Below are 14,084 nucleotides of genomic sequence, written 5' to 3'. Positions count from 1 at the left end.
GGCCCCACTCATTCCTCAGAACTCAGGTTCGCTTCCCAGTAGGCGCCGGGCTCGTCGGCCTCGGGGATGACCCCCGCGTCGTGGAACACCTTGATCGTGGCGCGCCAGTCCTCCTCGACGTTCACGCCGGGCCGCATGCCCTGCGTGTTCTCGGTGTGCAGCAGCTCCAGCGTGGAGGCGAACTGATCGGCCAGCACCTGCTGCGACGGCAACTGCTCGGAGGCGCCCTCCATGGCCGCCACCGCCGCCTCCCGGTCCTGCGCGGCCGCGGCCCACGCCTCGCTCGTGGCGGTCACCATGCGCCGCACGAGATCCCGGTGCTCGTCGAGCATGTCCTGAGAGGTCAGCAGCCCGTTGCTGTAGAAGTTGAGACCGTGCTCGGCGAAACGGAGGTACGAGACCTCCTTGCCCGACTTCTCCTGCATGGTCGGCCCCTGGTCGGTGGCGTAACCCAGCAGCGCGTCGGTCTGCCCCGACATGACCGCGGCCATCTTGCCCGCGGCGTCGGTGTTCTGCATGGTCACGTCGCTCTCGCTCAGCCCGTTGACGGCGAGGAAGGTGGGGAACGTGGCGCTCAGCGCATCACCCGCAGTGGTGGCGATGGTCCTGCCCTTGAGGTCGTCCACCGAGTCGATGCCCTTCTCGCTGAAGAACTGCACCGACGACGGGGTCGTCTGGAGGAACACACCCACGCTCTTCACGTCGAGCCCTTGCGACACGCCGGCCAGAAGCGCCGGGGTGTCCGCCCACCCGAAGTCGGTCTGGCCCGCGGCCGTGGCCTGCACGGTCTTCTGCGACCCCTGCCCCGCCCTGATCTCCAGGTCGATGCCGTGGTCCTCGTAGATCCCCCGAGCCTTGCCGTAGTAGAAGGGCGCGTGCTCGCCGTACGGGTACCAGTTGAGAGTCAGCGTGACCTTGGTGAGCTCCTTGCCCTCGGCGTTGGTCGTGGTCTCGGGGCCGGAGCCGCCGCAACCTGCGGCGAGCAGCAGCGCAGCGCCTGCGACGAGCGCGGACAGTCGTTTCATGGCCCTTCCTTTGTCTTTCGCGTGCCTTTCGGAGGTGCTTTCGCGGTGCCTCGCCGAGGCGTTTGCTACAGGGTCGTCGCCACGGTGTCGGCACGTCGGCTGGCGTGCCACGGCAGGACGAGGTGTTCCAGCCACTCCACGAGCACGAACAGCAGGACACCGAGAACCGACATGATCAGCAGCCCCGCGAACAGGACGGGGGTGTCGAGGTTGCCGTTGGCCTGGAGGATGACGTAGCCCAACCCGGCGTCCGCGCCGACGAACTCACCCACCACCGCGCCGGTGACCGCCATGGTCGCCGCCACCTTCAGCCCGGAGAACAGGTGCGGAAGCGACGCGGGGAAGCGGATCTTCCAGAAGGTCTGTCCCGGCTTGGCCCCCATGGTGGCGGACAACTCCAGCATCTCGGGGTCGACCGACTTCAGTCCCGTGACCATCGAGATCACCACCGGGAAGAACGCCATGAGGACCGCCACGACGATCTTGGGTCCGAGCCCGAACCCGAGCCACACCACGAACAGCGGCGCGATGGCGATCTTCGGGATGACCTGCGCGAACAGCAGCAGCGGGTAGAGCGTCTTCTCCACCGTCGACGACTGCACCATCACCAGCGCGGAGACGACCCCGACCACCGTCGCGATGACGAAGCCCAACAGCGTCTCGTAGGTCGTGGTCCACGTGTGCTCCCAGAAGTAGTCCGGGGCTTCGGCGATGGCCGCGAAGGTGTCACCGGGGGACGGCACGAGATAGGGCTCGACCAACTCGGCCGCGGTCACGACCCACCATGCGACGAACAACGCGAGCAACAACGCGATCGGACGCCACGAACGTTCCACAAAGGCGGCGAGGCGTTGCGCAGTCGAGGGCCGTCCGCCGTCGAGGACGGGCTCGGCGGGCCGTTCCGACGGCCGCGTGGGTGACTCGGGAGACGGTGACGGACTCGGCGTGACCATGGTCCTCCGTTCAACGGTGAACGTTTCGGACGACACCCACTCAGAGCCAGCGGAAACCGACCCTGAATGCGCTTTCTGAATGCGCTTTCCGGTAGAGTAGGCAGGGAGGGATACCCGGTCAAGCGTTCTTTTCCCAGGAGTTGCGTATGGACGCTCACCCCCATGTCACCCTGTCCGACGTCGCCCGAGCTGCCGAGGTGTCCCTGGCCACCGCCTCCCGCGCACTGAACGGCACCACGAAGGTGCGCGCCGATCTCCGGGAACGAGTCCTCGCCGCCGCGAGGAAGCTCGCCTACGCACCCAACGCCCACGCCCAGGCCCTCGCGGGCGGCACCCACCGCACCGTCGGTGTCGTGTGCCACGACGTCAGCGACCCCTACTTCGCCGCCATCGCACGCGGGGTCATGCGCGTCGCCGACGACAAGGGATTCCTCGTGATGTTGGCGAGCACGTTCCGCGACCCGCAGAAGGAGATCGCGTACGTCTCGATGCTCCGCGCGCAGCGGGCGTCGGCCATCCTGCTCGTCGGTTCCGGGTTCGAAGACCGCGCCTGGAGCAAGGCGCTGACGGAGGAGTTGGAGCCCTACCAACGCGGCGGCGGCCACGTCGCCGTCGTGTCGCGTCACCGCAACGTGCGCGCCGACAGCGTGCAGCCGGAGAACAAGCGTGGCGCGGAGCAACTCGCCCGTACCCTGCTCGACCTCGGACACCGGCGTTTCACCGTGCTGACCGGTCCACGCAAGCTCACCACGGTGGTCGACCGGCTCACCGGATTCCGCCGCGCCCTCGCCGAAGCCGGGGTGGAGTTGTCGGAGGACGACATCTTCGAGTCCACTTTCACCCGTGACGGCGGCTACACCGCCATGCGCCGGGCGTTGGACCGCGGACTGAAGTCAACCTGCGTGTTCGCCGTCACCGACGTCATGGCCATCGGCGCGCTCACCGCCTTGCGGGAGGCCGGGGTCAACGTGCCCGACGACGTCTCGCTGGCCGGGTTCGACGACATCCCGGTGGTGCGGGATCTGACACCGAGTCTCACCACTGTCGCGCTCCCGTTGGAGGAGCTGGGAGAAAAGGCCATGGAACTCGCGCTCCGCGGCGAGAAGAGCGCGCGCAGCCGCGTGGTGCGAGTACCCGCCGAGGTCGTGGTGCGCGACAGCACGAAGGAGGTCCGGGTGTGATCGCGGAACTGACCGTCGAGCGGGTGGAGACCTTCGCCGTCGCGCTGCCGACGCTGCGTTCGTTCGGGGTGTCCGGCGGCGCGGTGGCGACGGCGGGTCGACCGAGCGTGCGCGTGCTGGTGAAGGTCAGCGCCGACGGAGTGTGCGGCTGGGGCGAGGCCACGCCCATTCCCGCGTGGACGTACGAGACGGCGGAGTCGATCGTCACGACCATCGACCGCTACCTCGCGCCCGCCGTGCTCGGGCGGCCGTGTTGGGACCTCGACGGCGTCACGAGCGTGTTCGATCGCGCGATCAACCGCGGCTTCACGATCGGCTCCCCGCTGGCCAAGGCCGCCGTGGACACCGCGTTGCACGACCTCCTCGGCCGAGCCCTCGGCGTTCCCGTCAGCACCCTGTGGGGACAACGCAGGCGCGAGGAGCTCACGCTCGGCTGGATGGTGTCCGGGCAGGCCCCCTCCGAGGTGGCCGACCACGTCGCCGAAGGCCGGGCGGCGGGCTACGAGGCGTTCAAGGTGAAGATCGGCCTGCGCGGCGAGCGCGAGGACCTCGCCGTGGTCGCCGCCGTACGCGAGGCCGCGGGCGACGACGCGCCGCTGTGGGTGGACGCGAACCAGGGACTCAGCGTCGACGCCGCCCTGCGCGTGAGCCGCGAACTGCACCGGCTCGGCGTGACCGCGTTCGAACAACCGTTGCCCGCCAACGACATCGTCGGGCTGCGTCGGCTGAAGGACGCCTCCCCCGTGCCAGTGGCCCTCGACGAGAGCCTGCGGCATCCGAGCGACCTCGCCACGTTCGTGCGGCTCGACGCCGTGGACGTCGCCATCGCGAAAGTGCAGCGCAGCGGGGGCCTCACGCTGTCGCGGCGGTTGTGTTCCCTGGCGCAGGACTGCGGTGTGCGGCTCATGGGATCGGGACTCACCGACTCCGACGTCGGGCTCGCCGCGTCACTGCACCTGTTCGGCGCGTTCGGCATCGACACGCCGGTGGATCTCAACGGCAGGCAATTCGTCGACTCGGTCTACGCCGACGGCGTCGAGGTCGACGGCGGCGTCGCGCGAGTACCGACGGGCCCCGGCCTGGGCGTGACAGTGGACGAACCAACAGTGAGAAAACTGGCGATCAACGTCCTGGACTAACCCGCGTGTCCGCAGATCCCGTACGCGTGTCCGCAGATCCCGTACGCGTGTCCGCAGATCCCGTACGCGTGTCCGCAGATCCCGTACGCGTGTCCGCAGATCCCGTACGCGTGTCCGCAGATCCCGTACGCGTGTCCGCAGCCTACGGCGCGGACACGCTCCCTTAGACCTCCAATCTCCGTACGAGAAGTGCAAACACCCGTCCCCAACTTGCGGACACGAGTGCACAACCTGCGGACACGAGTGCCTAACTTGCGGACACGGTGGGCTCGGGGCGACCTCTTGTCGCACACGGGCTCTTACCCTATGGTTCGTGAAAACGCTTTCTAGAAAACGCTTTCACTATGGAGGGTAGATGGTCGCCATACCACTGCCGAGACCCGACGGGACGCTGGAGACGTGGTCGCCCTCCGGCCGGAGCGTCCCCACCCCGTCGGGAGCCCCGGCCTCGACCCGCATCGCCTACGCAGCCGCCCACGTGGTCGCCGACCCCCTTGCCGGACACGACCCCACACACACCGTCGCGCTCGACTGGGACAGCACCCTCGCCTTCCGCCACCACCTGTGGTCGTGCGGACTCGGCGTGGCCGAGGCCATGGACACCGCCCAACGCGGTATGGGACTCGACTGGCCGACCACCACCGAACTGGTCCGCCGCACGGGCGCCGAGGCGAAGGCCTGCGGTGGCGCGTGGGTCGCGGGCGTGGGCACCGACCAACTCCCCGAGGGCCCCGCCACGATCGACGACGTCGTGGCCGCCTGGCGGGAACAACTGGAGTTCGTCAGCGGCGAGGGCGCGATCCCCGTCGTCATGGCCAGTCGCGCGCTCGCGGCCACCGCGACGAGCCCGGACGACTACCACCGCGCGTACGGCGCCCTGCTCTCGGAAGCCACGAGCCCGGTGTTGCTGCACTGGCTGGGCGAGCAGTTCGATCCCGCGCTCACCGGCTACTGGGGCCACCGCGACGTCACCGCGGCCGCCGACGAACTCGCCGCGCTCTGCGCCGAGCACGCCTCCGTGGTCGCCGGGGTGAAGGTGTCGGTGCTCGACGCCGAGGTGGAACGCCGATTCCGCGCCTCCCTGCCCGAAGGCGTCGCCTGCTACACCGGTGACGACTTCCACTACCCCGAACTCATCGCGGGCGACGACGACGGCCACAGCGAGGCGCTGCTCGGCATCTTCGACCCGATCGCCCCCGTGGCGGGGGCGGCGCTGGCCCGCCTCGACGAAGGCGATCGCGCGGGCTTCACCGAACTTCTGGAACCCACGGTGGCGCTGTCGCGCGAGATCTTCCGGGAACCCACTCGGCACTACAAGGTGGGTGTGGTGTTCCTGGCCTACCTGTCGGGTCACCAACGGCACTTCCGCATGATCGGCGGCCTGGAGTCGGCCCGCTCGATCGTCCATCTGTCCGAGGTGCTGCGCCTGGCCGACCGCGCGGGTGTGCTGCCCGATCCGGAGTTGGCCGTCGCGCGGATGCGGCCACTGCTGGAGGCGGCGGGGGTGAGCCTGTGAACCGGCTGAGTCTGAACCAGATCAGCACCAAGTCGTGGTCGCTGCCCGAGGCGGTCGCGGGCTGTGCCGAGGCCGGCGTGGAGTGGATCGGGCTGTGGCGCGACAAGGTCGCCGAAGTCGGCGTCGCCGAGACGGTCCGGTTGCTGAAGCGCTACGGCGTCAAGGTGTCCTCGCTGTGCCGCGGGGGCTTTCTCACCGGGGTGACACCGGAGGGCGAGCCCGTCGACGGCGTGGCCGACACCCGACGGGCCATCGACGAGGCCGCGGCCCTGGGCACGGACGTCCTCGTGCTCGTGGTGGGCGGGATCGCGGACAACGACCTCGCGGCCTCCCGGCAGCGGGTGGCCGACGCCGTGGGCGAGCTCGCCCCGTACGCGCGGGAACGCGGGGTCCGCCTGGGACTCGAACCCTTGCACCCCATGCAGTGCGTCGACCGGTCGGTCCTCTCCACGCTCGCGCAGGCGCTGGACCTCGCCGAGGAGCATCCGGCCGAGGTCGTCGGCGTGGTGGTGGACGAGTTCCACGTGTGGTGGGACCCGGAGGTCGAGGCCTCCATCGCGAGGGCCGGCGAACGCATTTTGGGCTTCCACGTGTGCGACCCGCTCGTGCCGTTCACCGACCCGTTGCTGGCTCGCGCGTTGCCGGGTGAGGGCCCCGTGGACCACCGTGGGCTGCGGTCCCGTGTGGAGGCCGCGGGATACCGGGGGCCCATCGAGGTCGAGGTCTTCAACGCCGAGTTGTGGAGCCTGCCCGGCGAGGTGGCGTTGCGAAAGGTGATCGAGTCGTACCGGCGACATGTCGCCGAGCCTTAGCTCGACCTTGCTGGAGGTTCGGGTACGGTGATGGCGTGCCGAAGCTCGCCGACCATCTCACCATCGGGCAGGTCGCCCGACGCAGCGGTGTGCCGCACACCGCTCTCCGGTTCTACGAGGACCGCGGCCTGATCTTCGCCGAGCGGACCGCGGGCAACCAGCGCCGATACCCGCGGTCCGTGCTGCGGAGGATCGCGTTCATCCGGGCGGCCCAGCGCGTCGGCCTGACGTTGGAGCAGATCGGTGAGGCGTTGGCCACCCTGCCCCGCGATCACGCGCCCACGAAGGCCGACTGGGCGAGGTTGTCGCGAAGCTGGCAGGCCGAACTCGACGCCCGCATCGACGCGCTGCAGCGCCTGCGTGATCAACTTACCGGTTGTGTCGGCTGTGGCTGCTTGTCACTGCGCACGTGTGCTCTCAACAACCCGGACGACAAGATCGCGGCCCTCGGGCCGGGCGCGCCGGGTCTGAAGCCGAAGTCCGAGGGCGGCATCTGACGTCACACCGCGTCGCGGGTTGCGTAGTAACACCCCGGATCGGGCACCCCACCCCCCTAAATCCCCCTAAAGGAGTAGGGAAAACTGGGAAAAGAAACTCGGCAAATTGATACTATCCGACTCCCCCGACCAACGTCTCAGTTTTCTATTTCTCCTGGGGGAGGGAACACCATGTCGGAAGCATCGGGGCAAACGTGGCGATTGGCCGAGAAGTCCGAGGTTCGAAAAGCGATGCTTTTCGACATAATGATCGCGTTTCTGTTCTACATTACCAATGAAGTGCTCATCTCAGAATTCGTCTCATTCGTCGTCAGCGACACAAGTCACCTTATGGGGCTTCTTCTCTCGATGTTCCTCTACCTGTTCCTGTCGGCGATCCTTCTAGCCCTCGCCATCATATGGGTGACCAGCAACTTCGTTAACCAGTTCCGCAGCGTGGGATACCGCCGTTACAACCTCTACATGGTCTACGGCGACACGGGAAGCCCCGTCGGCTTCGGAGGCGTGATAATCGGCATCATCCTCGCGCCCATCGATTTGACCTTCCTCATCTTCAAGGCCAATGCTCGCCAGATATTCTTCTGGGCACGCAACGTCCAGGTGATCTACGTTCCCCCGGGCGGCGACTTCCCCGACGGCCCCCTGCCGCGAAAGGATCCCTTCCCTCCGGTGGAACCCGATCCGGACAGCTTGCTGGATCAGTAGCGACCGAGAACTCCGCTACCGAGCGAATTCCGGAACGGCCGTGGCCGAATCAGCCACGAAACAGACGGCTCACGCCCCCTGCGCGCCCATGCTCGCACTACCTTCCGCCCTCGCCGACCCGCGCCGCTTCGGCCGTCCGAGCATGCGTCGGCCGATGTCGAACAGGTGCACACGTAGCGTCTCGTCGTCGAGGTGCGCCTGCTCCGGCGAGCCCCCGGCCAGCGCGAGCCCGGCCAACAAAACGTTGGCGGTGAGGGCGGTGGCTAGGTCCGGGTCCGGTCCCACGAGCAACTTCCGCATGCGCGCGGCGAAGTTCTCCACCCCGTTGAGCGAGCGGTCGATGGCCCGGATGATGCCGGGATCGCTGTTGAACAACGCGATGAGCGACCGGTACTGCACGATGAGGTCCACGAATCCACTGAGGGCGTGATCGATCTGCGCGCCGCGGGTGCGTTGCCGTTCGGCCTCGTCCATGCGGGCGAGCAACTCCTGCAGGGCCGGGGCGGCGACGGCCTCGGTTATCTCGTCCTTGGTCTTGAAGTGGTAGTAGACGGCCGCCTTCGTCACGCCGAGTTCGTCGGCGATCATCTGCAACGACGTTCCCCCCACCCCATGCTCGCTGAACAGCTTCAACGCCGTGGCAAGCAGGCGGGACCGGGTGTCCTCGGCAACGGTGTCGCCACTCATCCTTCCTCCTCACAAACACTCCGACCCTACGCCGCGCACCGCGTCGGGGCGCACCTCACCCACACCACTCCAGCTGGTTTCGGACGCTGTTCCCCGGGTCACACACTATCCGATCGGCTTAAAAGCTACTTGCCGATCGGCTAGCATTCGGTGCTGTACTTCCGTGAATTTCGTTCACGTTGGGAGCTTTCGTCTTGGCCACATTCCTTGCCAGACTCGGCCGCGCGTCCTTCCGGCGACGCCGCCTGGTCACCAGCCTGTGGGTGCTGCTACTCGTGGTCTTCGGGGTCGGCGCCTTCACGCTGTCCGGACAGACCACCAACTCCGTGACCATTCCCGGCACGGAAGCACAGCAGACCATCGACCGCCTGGAGGAGAAGTTCCCCGAGGCCGGGGTCGGCAAAGGCACGGTGAACGTCGCCGTGGCCCCGCCCGAGGGTGAGCAGCTCGACCCGAAGGTGATCGCCGGACTCGTTCGGGACCTGAGCGAGGCGCCGAACGTCGCCACCGCCGTCGACCCGTTCCAAGCGAAGTCGATCGCACCCGATGGGTCGCTCGCCCTGATCCAGGTCGTCTACCAGGTGTCCTCGACGGAGGTGACCGACGCCGACCGCGAGGCGTTGGAAGCCACCGCCGAGGCGACCCGTGCGGCGGGCTGGACGGTGGAGTTCGGCGGGGACGCCATGCAGGGCATCCCGGTCACCCAGCCCACCGAGGGCGTCGGCGTGATCATCGCCGCCATCGTGCTCATCGTGACGTTCGGATCACTGATCGCGGCCGGACTTCCGCTCTTCACGGCGCTGATCGGCGTCGGTATCGGCATGGCGGGCATCACCGCGTTGTCGGGATTCGTCGACCTCAACGCCAACACCCCGGTGCTCGCACTGATGATCGGCTTGGCCGTCGGCATCGACTACGCGCTGTTCATCGTGTCGCGCCACCGCACCGAGCTGGAGAACGGCGCGAGCCCCGAGGACGCCGCGGCCACGGCCGTCGGGACGGCGGGCTCGGCGGTCGTGTTCGCCGGTCTGACCGTTATCATCGCGCTGGCCGGGCTCACCGTGGTGGGCATTCCCATCCTCGGCCAGATGGGCTTGGCGGCCTCGGCGACCGTCGCCGTCGCCGTGCTCATCGCCGTCACACTGCTGCCCGCCGTCCTCGGCTTCGCGGGCACCAAGGTGCTCGGCGGCCGCATCCCCGGCCTGCGCCGCGCGGGCAAGTCGGGCCCGACGATGGGCGAGCGGTGGGCTTCCTTCCTCGCCCGCCGCCGCATCGTGGCGCTGCTCGCGACCGTGGTCGGTCTCGGGGTCCTGGCCGTCCCCGCCTCGGACATGCGGCTCGGGCTGCCCACCGACGCCACCGAACCGCCCGACTCGACGCAGCACAAGGCCTACGACCTGATCAGCGAAAGTTTCGGCCCCGGCCTGAACGGCCCGCTGGTCGTTGTGCTCGACGTGGAGTCGGACCCCCGGGGCACGGCGCAGACCGCGATGCAGCGCATCGGTGCGCTCGACGACGTCGCCATGGTCACGCCGCCGCAGTTCAACCGGGAACACGACACGGCGTTGCTCACGGTGATCCCCAAGAGCGGTCCGGAGTCCCAGGAGACGGAGGACCTCGTCTCCGACATCCGCGACCTCCGCGACGAGCTGCGGGCCGACACCGGCGCCTCCATGTCGGTCACCGGGGCCACGGCCATGAACATCGACATCTCGCAGCGGATGTCCGACGCCCTGCTGCCCTACCTGGCCCTGGTCGTCGGGCTGGCCTTCATCCTGCTGATGATCGTGTTCCGATCGCTGCTCGTGCCGCTGTCGGCGACGCTGGGATTCCTCGGCTCCGTCGGCGCCACGTTCGGCGCGGTGGTGGCCGTGTTCCAGTGGGGCTGGCTCGGCGACCTGCTCGGCGTCGACGCCACCGGGCCGGTCATGAGCGTGTTGCCGATCCTGCTGATCGGCGTGCTGTTCGGGCTCGCGATGGACTACCAGATGTTCCTGGTGACGCGCATGCGCGAGGAGTACGTCCACGGCAGCACGCCGAACCAAGCCATGATCACCGGTTTCAAGCACGGCTCACGTGTGGTCGTGGCCGCCGCGCTCATCATGACCAGCGTGTTCGCCGGCTTCGTCCTCGCCGAGTCGATCCTGATCCAGTCGATCGGGTTCGCGCTCGCGGTCGGGGTGGCCGTGGACGCCTTCGTGGTACGAATGACCCTGGTGCCCGCGCTGATGTCGTTGCTCGGCCGCAGCGCGTGGTGGCTGCCGCGCTGGCTGAACCGCATCCTGCCCAACGTTGACGTGGAGGGCGAGAAACTCACCCGAGGCACGGACGGCGGCAGCGGCGACGAACGCGAGCTGAAACCGAGCCGCTAGGACGAGAGCCAGACGACAGCGCCGCCGCCCGCCAGCAGGGCGGCGGCGCCGATCACCACCGCCATACCCCGTGACTTCTTCCACAAGCTGAAAGCGCCCCCGGCGAGAAATCCGGCCAGCGCGAACAGCAGCAGCACGACGACGTCGCGCGACACCTAGAGCACTCCCTTCGTGGACGGGATGCCACCCGCCCTCGGGTCCGGCTCCGTCGCCGCCCGCAACGCCCGTGCGACGGCTTTGTACTCCGCCTCCGCGATGTGGTGCGGGTCGCGTCCGTGGACGACACGCACGTGCAACGCGATTTGCGCGTGGAACGCCAGCGAGTCGAACACGTGCCGGTTGAGCACGAACGGATAGTTGCCACCGATGGTGAAGGCGTTGAACTGCTCGGGCTCACCGACGTGCACGCAGTACGGACGGCCCGACACGTCGATGGCGGCGTGCGCGAGCGTTTCGTCCATCGGGATCCAGGCGTCGCCGAAACGGCGGATGCCCTTCTTGTCCCCCAGCGCCTCCCGGATCGCCCGGCCGAGCACGATGGCGGTGTCCTCCACCGTGTGGTGGGCGTCGATGTGGACGTCACCTTGGGCCTCGATCTTCAAGTCGAGGCTGCCGTGCACGCCGAAGGAGTGCAGCATGTGGTCGTAGAACGGGACCCCGGTGGACACCTCCACCCGGCCGCTGCCGTCGAGGTCGACCTCAACCCGGATGGACGATTCCTTGGTGGTGCGTTCCACCTTGCCGACCCGACTCACCGCGGGACCTCCTTGCTCACCCGTAGAAAGGTGTCGTTCTCCTCGGGCGTGCCGATGGACACGCGCAGATGACCCGGAATGCCGATGTCCCGGATCAGCACTCCGGCGTCCAGATAGGACTCCCAAGCCGCGGTCGCGTCGGAGAACTGTCCGAAGAGGATGAAGTTGGCATCGCTGGGAACCGGCGAGAACCCGAGTTCCCGCAACGACTCCGCCACGCGGTCGCGCTCCGCCGCCAGGGTGGCCACCGACTTCAGCGTGGCGTCGGCGTGCCGCAGCGCGGCACGGGCGGCGGCCTGGGTCACCACCGAGAGGTGGTAGGGCAGGCGCACCAGCAGGAGCGCGTCCACCACGGCGGGCGCGGCGGCCAGGTAGCCGAGCCGACCGCCCGCGAACGCGAACGCCTTGCTCATCGTGCGCGAGACCACGAGCTTCGTCGGGTAGTCGTCGATCAACCGCACGGCACTCGGTTGCGACGAGAACTCGGCGTAGGCCTCGTCGACCACGACCAACCCCGGAGCGGCCCGCAGCACGGTCTCCAGGTCGGCGAGCGGGATCGACCCGCCCGTCGGATTGTTGGGGCTGGTGATGAACACGACGTCGGGCGCGCGTTCGGCCACCAGCGCGGCCGCCTTCTCCGCGTCGAGTGTGAAGTCGGCGCGCCGCGGTGCGGGCACCCAGTCGGTCCGCGTCCCCGCGGCGATGATCGAGTGCATCGAGTACGACGGCTCGAAGCCCAGCGCCGTACGCCCCGGACCGCCGAATGCTTGCAGCAGCTGCTGCAGGATCTCGTTGGAGCCGTTGGCCGCCCACACGTGGCGCTCCGTCAGCGGCACGCCCGTCGACGCCGACAGGTAGGCCGCGAGGTCCCGCCGCAACGCGACGGCGTCACGGTCGGGGTAGCGGTGCAGGTTCCTCGCCGCCTCCCGCACGGCCTCAGCCACGTCGTCGACGAGCTCGGCGGGCGGCGGGAAGGGATTCTCGTTGGTGTTCAGCCGTACCGGCACGTCGAGTTGCGGCGCACCGTACGGGCTCTTGCCCCGCAGGTCGTCACGCAGGGGCAGCTGGTCGAGCGTGACGTCCGTGCTCTTGCTCACGCTCACACGTCCTTCGACAGTCGGGCGGTGACGGCCTCACCGTGGGCGGGCAGGTCCTCCGCGTTGGCCAGGGTGACGACCTTGTCGGCCACCTCGCGCAACGCCTGCTCGTCGTAGTCGACGACGTGGATGCCGCGCAGGAAGCTCTGCACCGACAGGCCGGACGAGTGGCGCGCGAAACCGCCCGTGGGCAGCACGTGGTTGGACCCGGCGCAGTAGTCGCCCAGCGACACGGGGGCGTAGGGGCCGACGAACACGGCGCCCGCGTTGCGCACCCTGGCGGCCACCTCGCGCGCGTTCTCGGTCTGGATCTCCAGGTGTTCGGCGGCGTAGGCGTCCACAACCTTCAGGCCTTCCTCCAGTGTGGACACCAGCACGGTGCCGGACTGCGTGCCTCGCAAGGCCTGCTCCACCCGCTCCCTGTGTTTCGTGGCGGCGACCCGTTCGGCGAGCTGCTCGTCCACCGCGTCCGCGAGCCGCTCCGACGTGGTGACGAGCACGCTCGCGGCCAGCGTGTCGTGCTCGGCCTGGCTGATGAGGTCCGCGGCCACGTGCACGGGGTCGGCGGTGTCGTCGGCGAGGATCGCGATCTCGGTGGGCCCGGCCTCGGAGTCGATGCCGATGAGGCCGCGCAGCATCCGCTTGGCGGCGGTCAGGTAGATGTTGCCGGGACCGGTCACCAAATCGACCGGCTCCAGTTCCGCACCGTCGGTGTCGGTGCCGCCGTAGGCCAGCAGGGCCACGGCCTGTGCGCCCCCGACGGCCCACACCTCGTCGACTCCCAGCAACGCGGCCGCCGCGAGGGTCGTCGGGTGCGGCAGGCCACCGAAGTCGGCCTGCGGCGGGGAGCACAGCACCAACGACTCCACGCCCGCCGTCTGCGCGGGCACGACGTTCATCACCACGCTCGACGGGTACACGGCGAGCCCACCCGGCGCGTACAGACCGACGCGGCGCACCGGCACCCAGCGTTCGGTGACCGTGCCCCCCGGAGCGACCCGCGTGGTGACGTCCCGGCGGCGTTGATCGGCGTGCACGGCACGGGCCCTGGCGATCGACTCCTCCAGCGCCTCGCGCACCTCGGGGTCCAATTCCGCGAGCGCGCGGTCGCACTCGGAGCGGGGCACCCGGACCCGCTCGGGCCGTACCTTGTCGAAGCGCTCGGCGTACTCCAGGACGGCGTCGACTCCGCGCTCGCGCACCGCGTCCACCACCGGCCGCACCTGATGCAGCACCGCGTCCACGTCCATCTCGGCGCGCGGGAGCAGGGCGCGCAGTTGGGCCGGGGACGGGACGCGACCTCGCAGGTCGGTGCGGTTCAACATAACGTCTAGGGTACGAGGCG

14 protein-coding genes are annotated in these 14,084 nt (G+C 68.8%); 7 read left to right on the top strand and 7 right to left on the bottom strand.

Going from position 1 to position 14,084, the window contains the following annotated elements:
• Positions 1 to 8 precede the first annotated feature (8 nt).
• Both SACGLDRAFT_RS05730 and SACGLDRAFT_RS05725 read right to left on the bottom strand, forming a co-directional pair.
• Positions 9 to 1,025, bottom strand: a complete 1,017-nt coding sequence (locus SACGLDRAFT_RS05730) for an ABC transporter substrate-binding protein (RefSeq protein WP_005462614.1) — start codon at positions 1,023 to 1,025, stop codon at positions 9 to 11.
• 65 nt (positions 1,026 to 1,090) lie between these two features.
• Entirely contained in the window at positions 1,091 to 1,978 is an 888-nt protein-coding gene (locus tag SACGLDRAFT_RS05725; protein WP_005462612.1) for an ABC transporter permease, read from the bottom strand.
• Positions 1,979 to 2,124: 146 nt separating this feature from the next.
• On the opposite strand from SACGLDRAFT_RS05725, the gene SACGLDRAFT_RS05720 reads away from it, so the two are divergent.
• From SACGLDRAFT_RS05720 to SACGLDRAFT_RS05695, 6 genes are all read left to right on the top strand, one after another.
• Positions 2,125 to 3,159: a LacI family DNA-binding transcriptional regulator gene (locus SACGLDRAFT_RS05720; protein WP_005462590.1), complete on the top strand. Its 1,035-nt coding sequence runs from the start codon at positions 2,125 to 2,127 to the stop codon at positions 3,157 to 3,159.
• Entirely contained in the window at positions 3,156 to 4,298 is a 1,143-nt protein-coding gene (locus SACGLDRAFT_RS05715; protein WP_005462589.1) for a mandelate racemase/muconate lactonizing enzyme family protein, read from the top strand. Before SACGLDRAFT_RS05720 ends, SACGLDRAFT_RS05715 begins: the two co-directional genes overlap by 4 nt.
• Before the next feature lie 355 nt (positions 4,299 to 4,653).
• Positions 4,654 to 5,814, top strand: a complete 1,161-nt coding sequence (locus SACGLDRAFT_RS05710) for a dihydrodipicolinate synthase family protein (RefSeq protein WP_005462588.1) — start codon at positions 4,654 to 4,656, stop codon at positions 5,812 to 5,814.
• A complete protein-coding gene (locus tag SACGLDRAFT_RS05705; RefSeq protein WP_005462587.1) occupies positions 5,811 to 6,626 on the top strand; it encodes a sugar phosphate isomerase/epimerase family protein in 816 nt (271 codons plus the stop codon). The genes SACGLDRAFT_RS05710 and SACGLDRAFT_RS05705 overlap by 4 nt, the downstream gene beginning before the upstream one ends.
• Before the next feature lie 35 nt (positions 6,627 to 6,661).
• Positions 6,662 to 7,123, top strand: a complete 462-nt coding sequence (gene soxR / locus SACGLDRAFT_RS05700) for a redox-sensitive transcriptional activator SoxR (RefSeq protein ID WP_005462586.1) — start codon at positions 6,662 to 6,664, stop codon at positions 7,121 to 7,123.
• 171 nt (positions 7,124 to 7,294) lie between these two features.
• Complete coding sequence (locus SACGLDRAFT_RS05695) at positions 7,295 to 7,828, top strand: hypothetical protein (RefSeq protein ID WP_005462581.1); 534 nt, start codon at positions 7,295 to 7,297, stop codon at positions 7,826 to 7,828.
• Positions 7,829 to 7,897: 69 nt separating this feature from the next.
• Here SACGLDRAFT_RS05695 and SACGLDRAFT_RS05690 read toward each other — a convergent pair whose 3' ends face one another.
• Entirely contained in the window at positions 7,898 to 8,515 is a 618-nt protein-coding gene (locus SACGLDRAFT_RS05690; RefSeq protein WP_005462579.1) for a TetR/AcrR family transcriptional regulator, read from the bottom strand.
• Between the two features lie 194 nt (positions 8,516 to 8,709).
• Between SACGLDRAFT_RS05690 and SACGLDRAFT_RS05685 the strand changes: the two genes are divergently transcribed.
• Entirely contained in the window at positions 8,710 to 10,887 is a 2,178-nt protein-coding gene (locus SACGLDRAFT_RS05685) for an MMPL family transporter (protein WP_005462577.1), read from the top strand.
• Here SACGLDRAFT_RS05685 and SACGLDRAFT_RS22475 read toward each other — a convergent pair.
• From SACGLDRAFT_RS22475 to hisD, 4 genes are read right to left on the bottom strand one after another with little or no spacing between them, the layout of a single operon-like run.
• On the bottom strand, positions 10,884 to 11,042 hold the full coding sequence (locus SACGLDRAFT_RS22475) for a hypothetical protein (protein ID WP_005462575.1): 159 nt from the start codon (positions 11,040 to 11,042) through the stop codon (positions 10,884 to 10,886). The two genes, SACGLDRAFT_RS05685 and SACGLDRAFT_RS22475, sit on opposite strands and share 4 nt — an antisense overlap.
• Positions 11,043 to 11,642, bottom strand: a complete 600-nt coding sequence (hisB, locus tag SACGLDRAFT_RS05680; RefSeq protein ID WP_005462573.1) for an imidazoleglycerol-phosphate dehydratase HisB — start codon at positions 11,640 to 11,642, stop codon at positions 11,043 to 11,045.
• A complete protein-coding gene (locus tag SACGLDRAFT_RS05675) occupies positions 11,639 to 12,745 on the bottom strand; it encodes a histidinol-phosphate transaminase (RefSeq protein WP_051036177.1) in 1,107 nt (368 codons plus the stop codon). Before SACGLDRAFT_RS05675 ends, hisB begins: the two co-directional genes overlap by 4 nt.
• A complete protein-coding gene (gene hisD / locus SACGLDRAFT_RS05670; RefSeq protein ID WP_005462569.1) occupies positions 12,742 to 14,064 on the bottom strand; it encodes a histidinol dehydrogenase in 1,323 nt (440 codons plus the stop codon). Before hisD ends, SACGLDRAFT_RS05675 begins: the two co-directional genes overlap by 4 nt.
• Positions 14,065 to 14,084 lie beyond the last annotated feature (20 nt).

This window comes from Saccharomonospora glauca K62 (assembly GCF_000243395.2).
GTDB lineage: Bacteria > Actinomycetota > Actinomycetes > Mycobacteriales > Pseudonocardiaceae > Saccharomonospora > Saccharomonospora glauca.
This window is presented reverse-complemented; position numbering and strand designations above follow the sequence as displayed.

Excerpts from the sequence above, each read along its gene's own strand:
- SACGLDRAFT_RS05730 (WP_005462614.1), bottom strand. The coding sequence starts at position 1,025 with ATGAAACGACTGTCCGCGCTCGTCGCAGGCGCTGCGCTGCTGCTCGCC.
- SACGLDRAFT_RS05725 (WP_005462612.1), bottom strand. The coding sequence starts at position 1,978 with ATGGTCACGCCGAGTCCGTCACCGTCTCCCGAGTCACCCACGCGGCCG.
- SACGLDRAFT_RS05720 (WP_005462590.1), top strand. The coding sequence starts at position 2,125 with ATGGACGCTCACCCCCATGTCACCCTGTCCGACGTCGCCCGAGCTGCC.
- SACGLDRAFT_RS05710 (WP_005462588.1), top strand. The coding sequence starts at position 4,654 with ATGGTCGCCATACCACTGCCGAGACCCGACGGGACGCTGGAGACGTGG.
- SACGLDRAFT_RS05695 (WP_005462581.1), top strand. The coding sequence starts at position 7,295 with ATGTCGGAAGCATCGGGGCAAACGTGGCGATTGGCCGAGAAGTCCGAG.
- SACGLDRAFT_RS05690 (WP_005462579.1), bottom strand. The coding sequence starts at position 8,515 with ATGAGTGGCGACACCGTTGCCGAGGACACCCGGTCCCGCCTGCTTGCC.
- hisD (WP_005462569.1), bottom strand. The coding sequence starts at position 14,064 with ATGTTGAACCGCACCGACCTGCGAGGTCGCGTCCCGTCCCCGGCCCAA.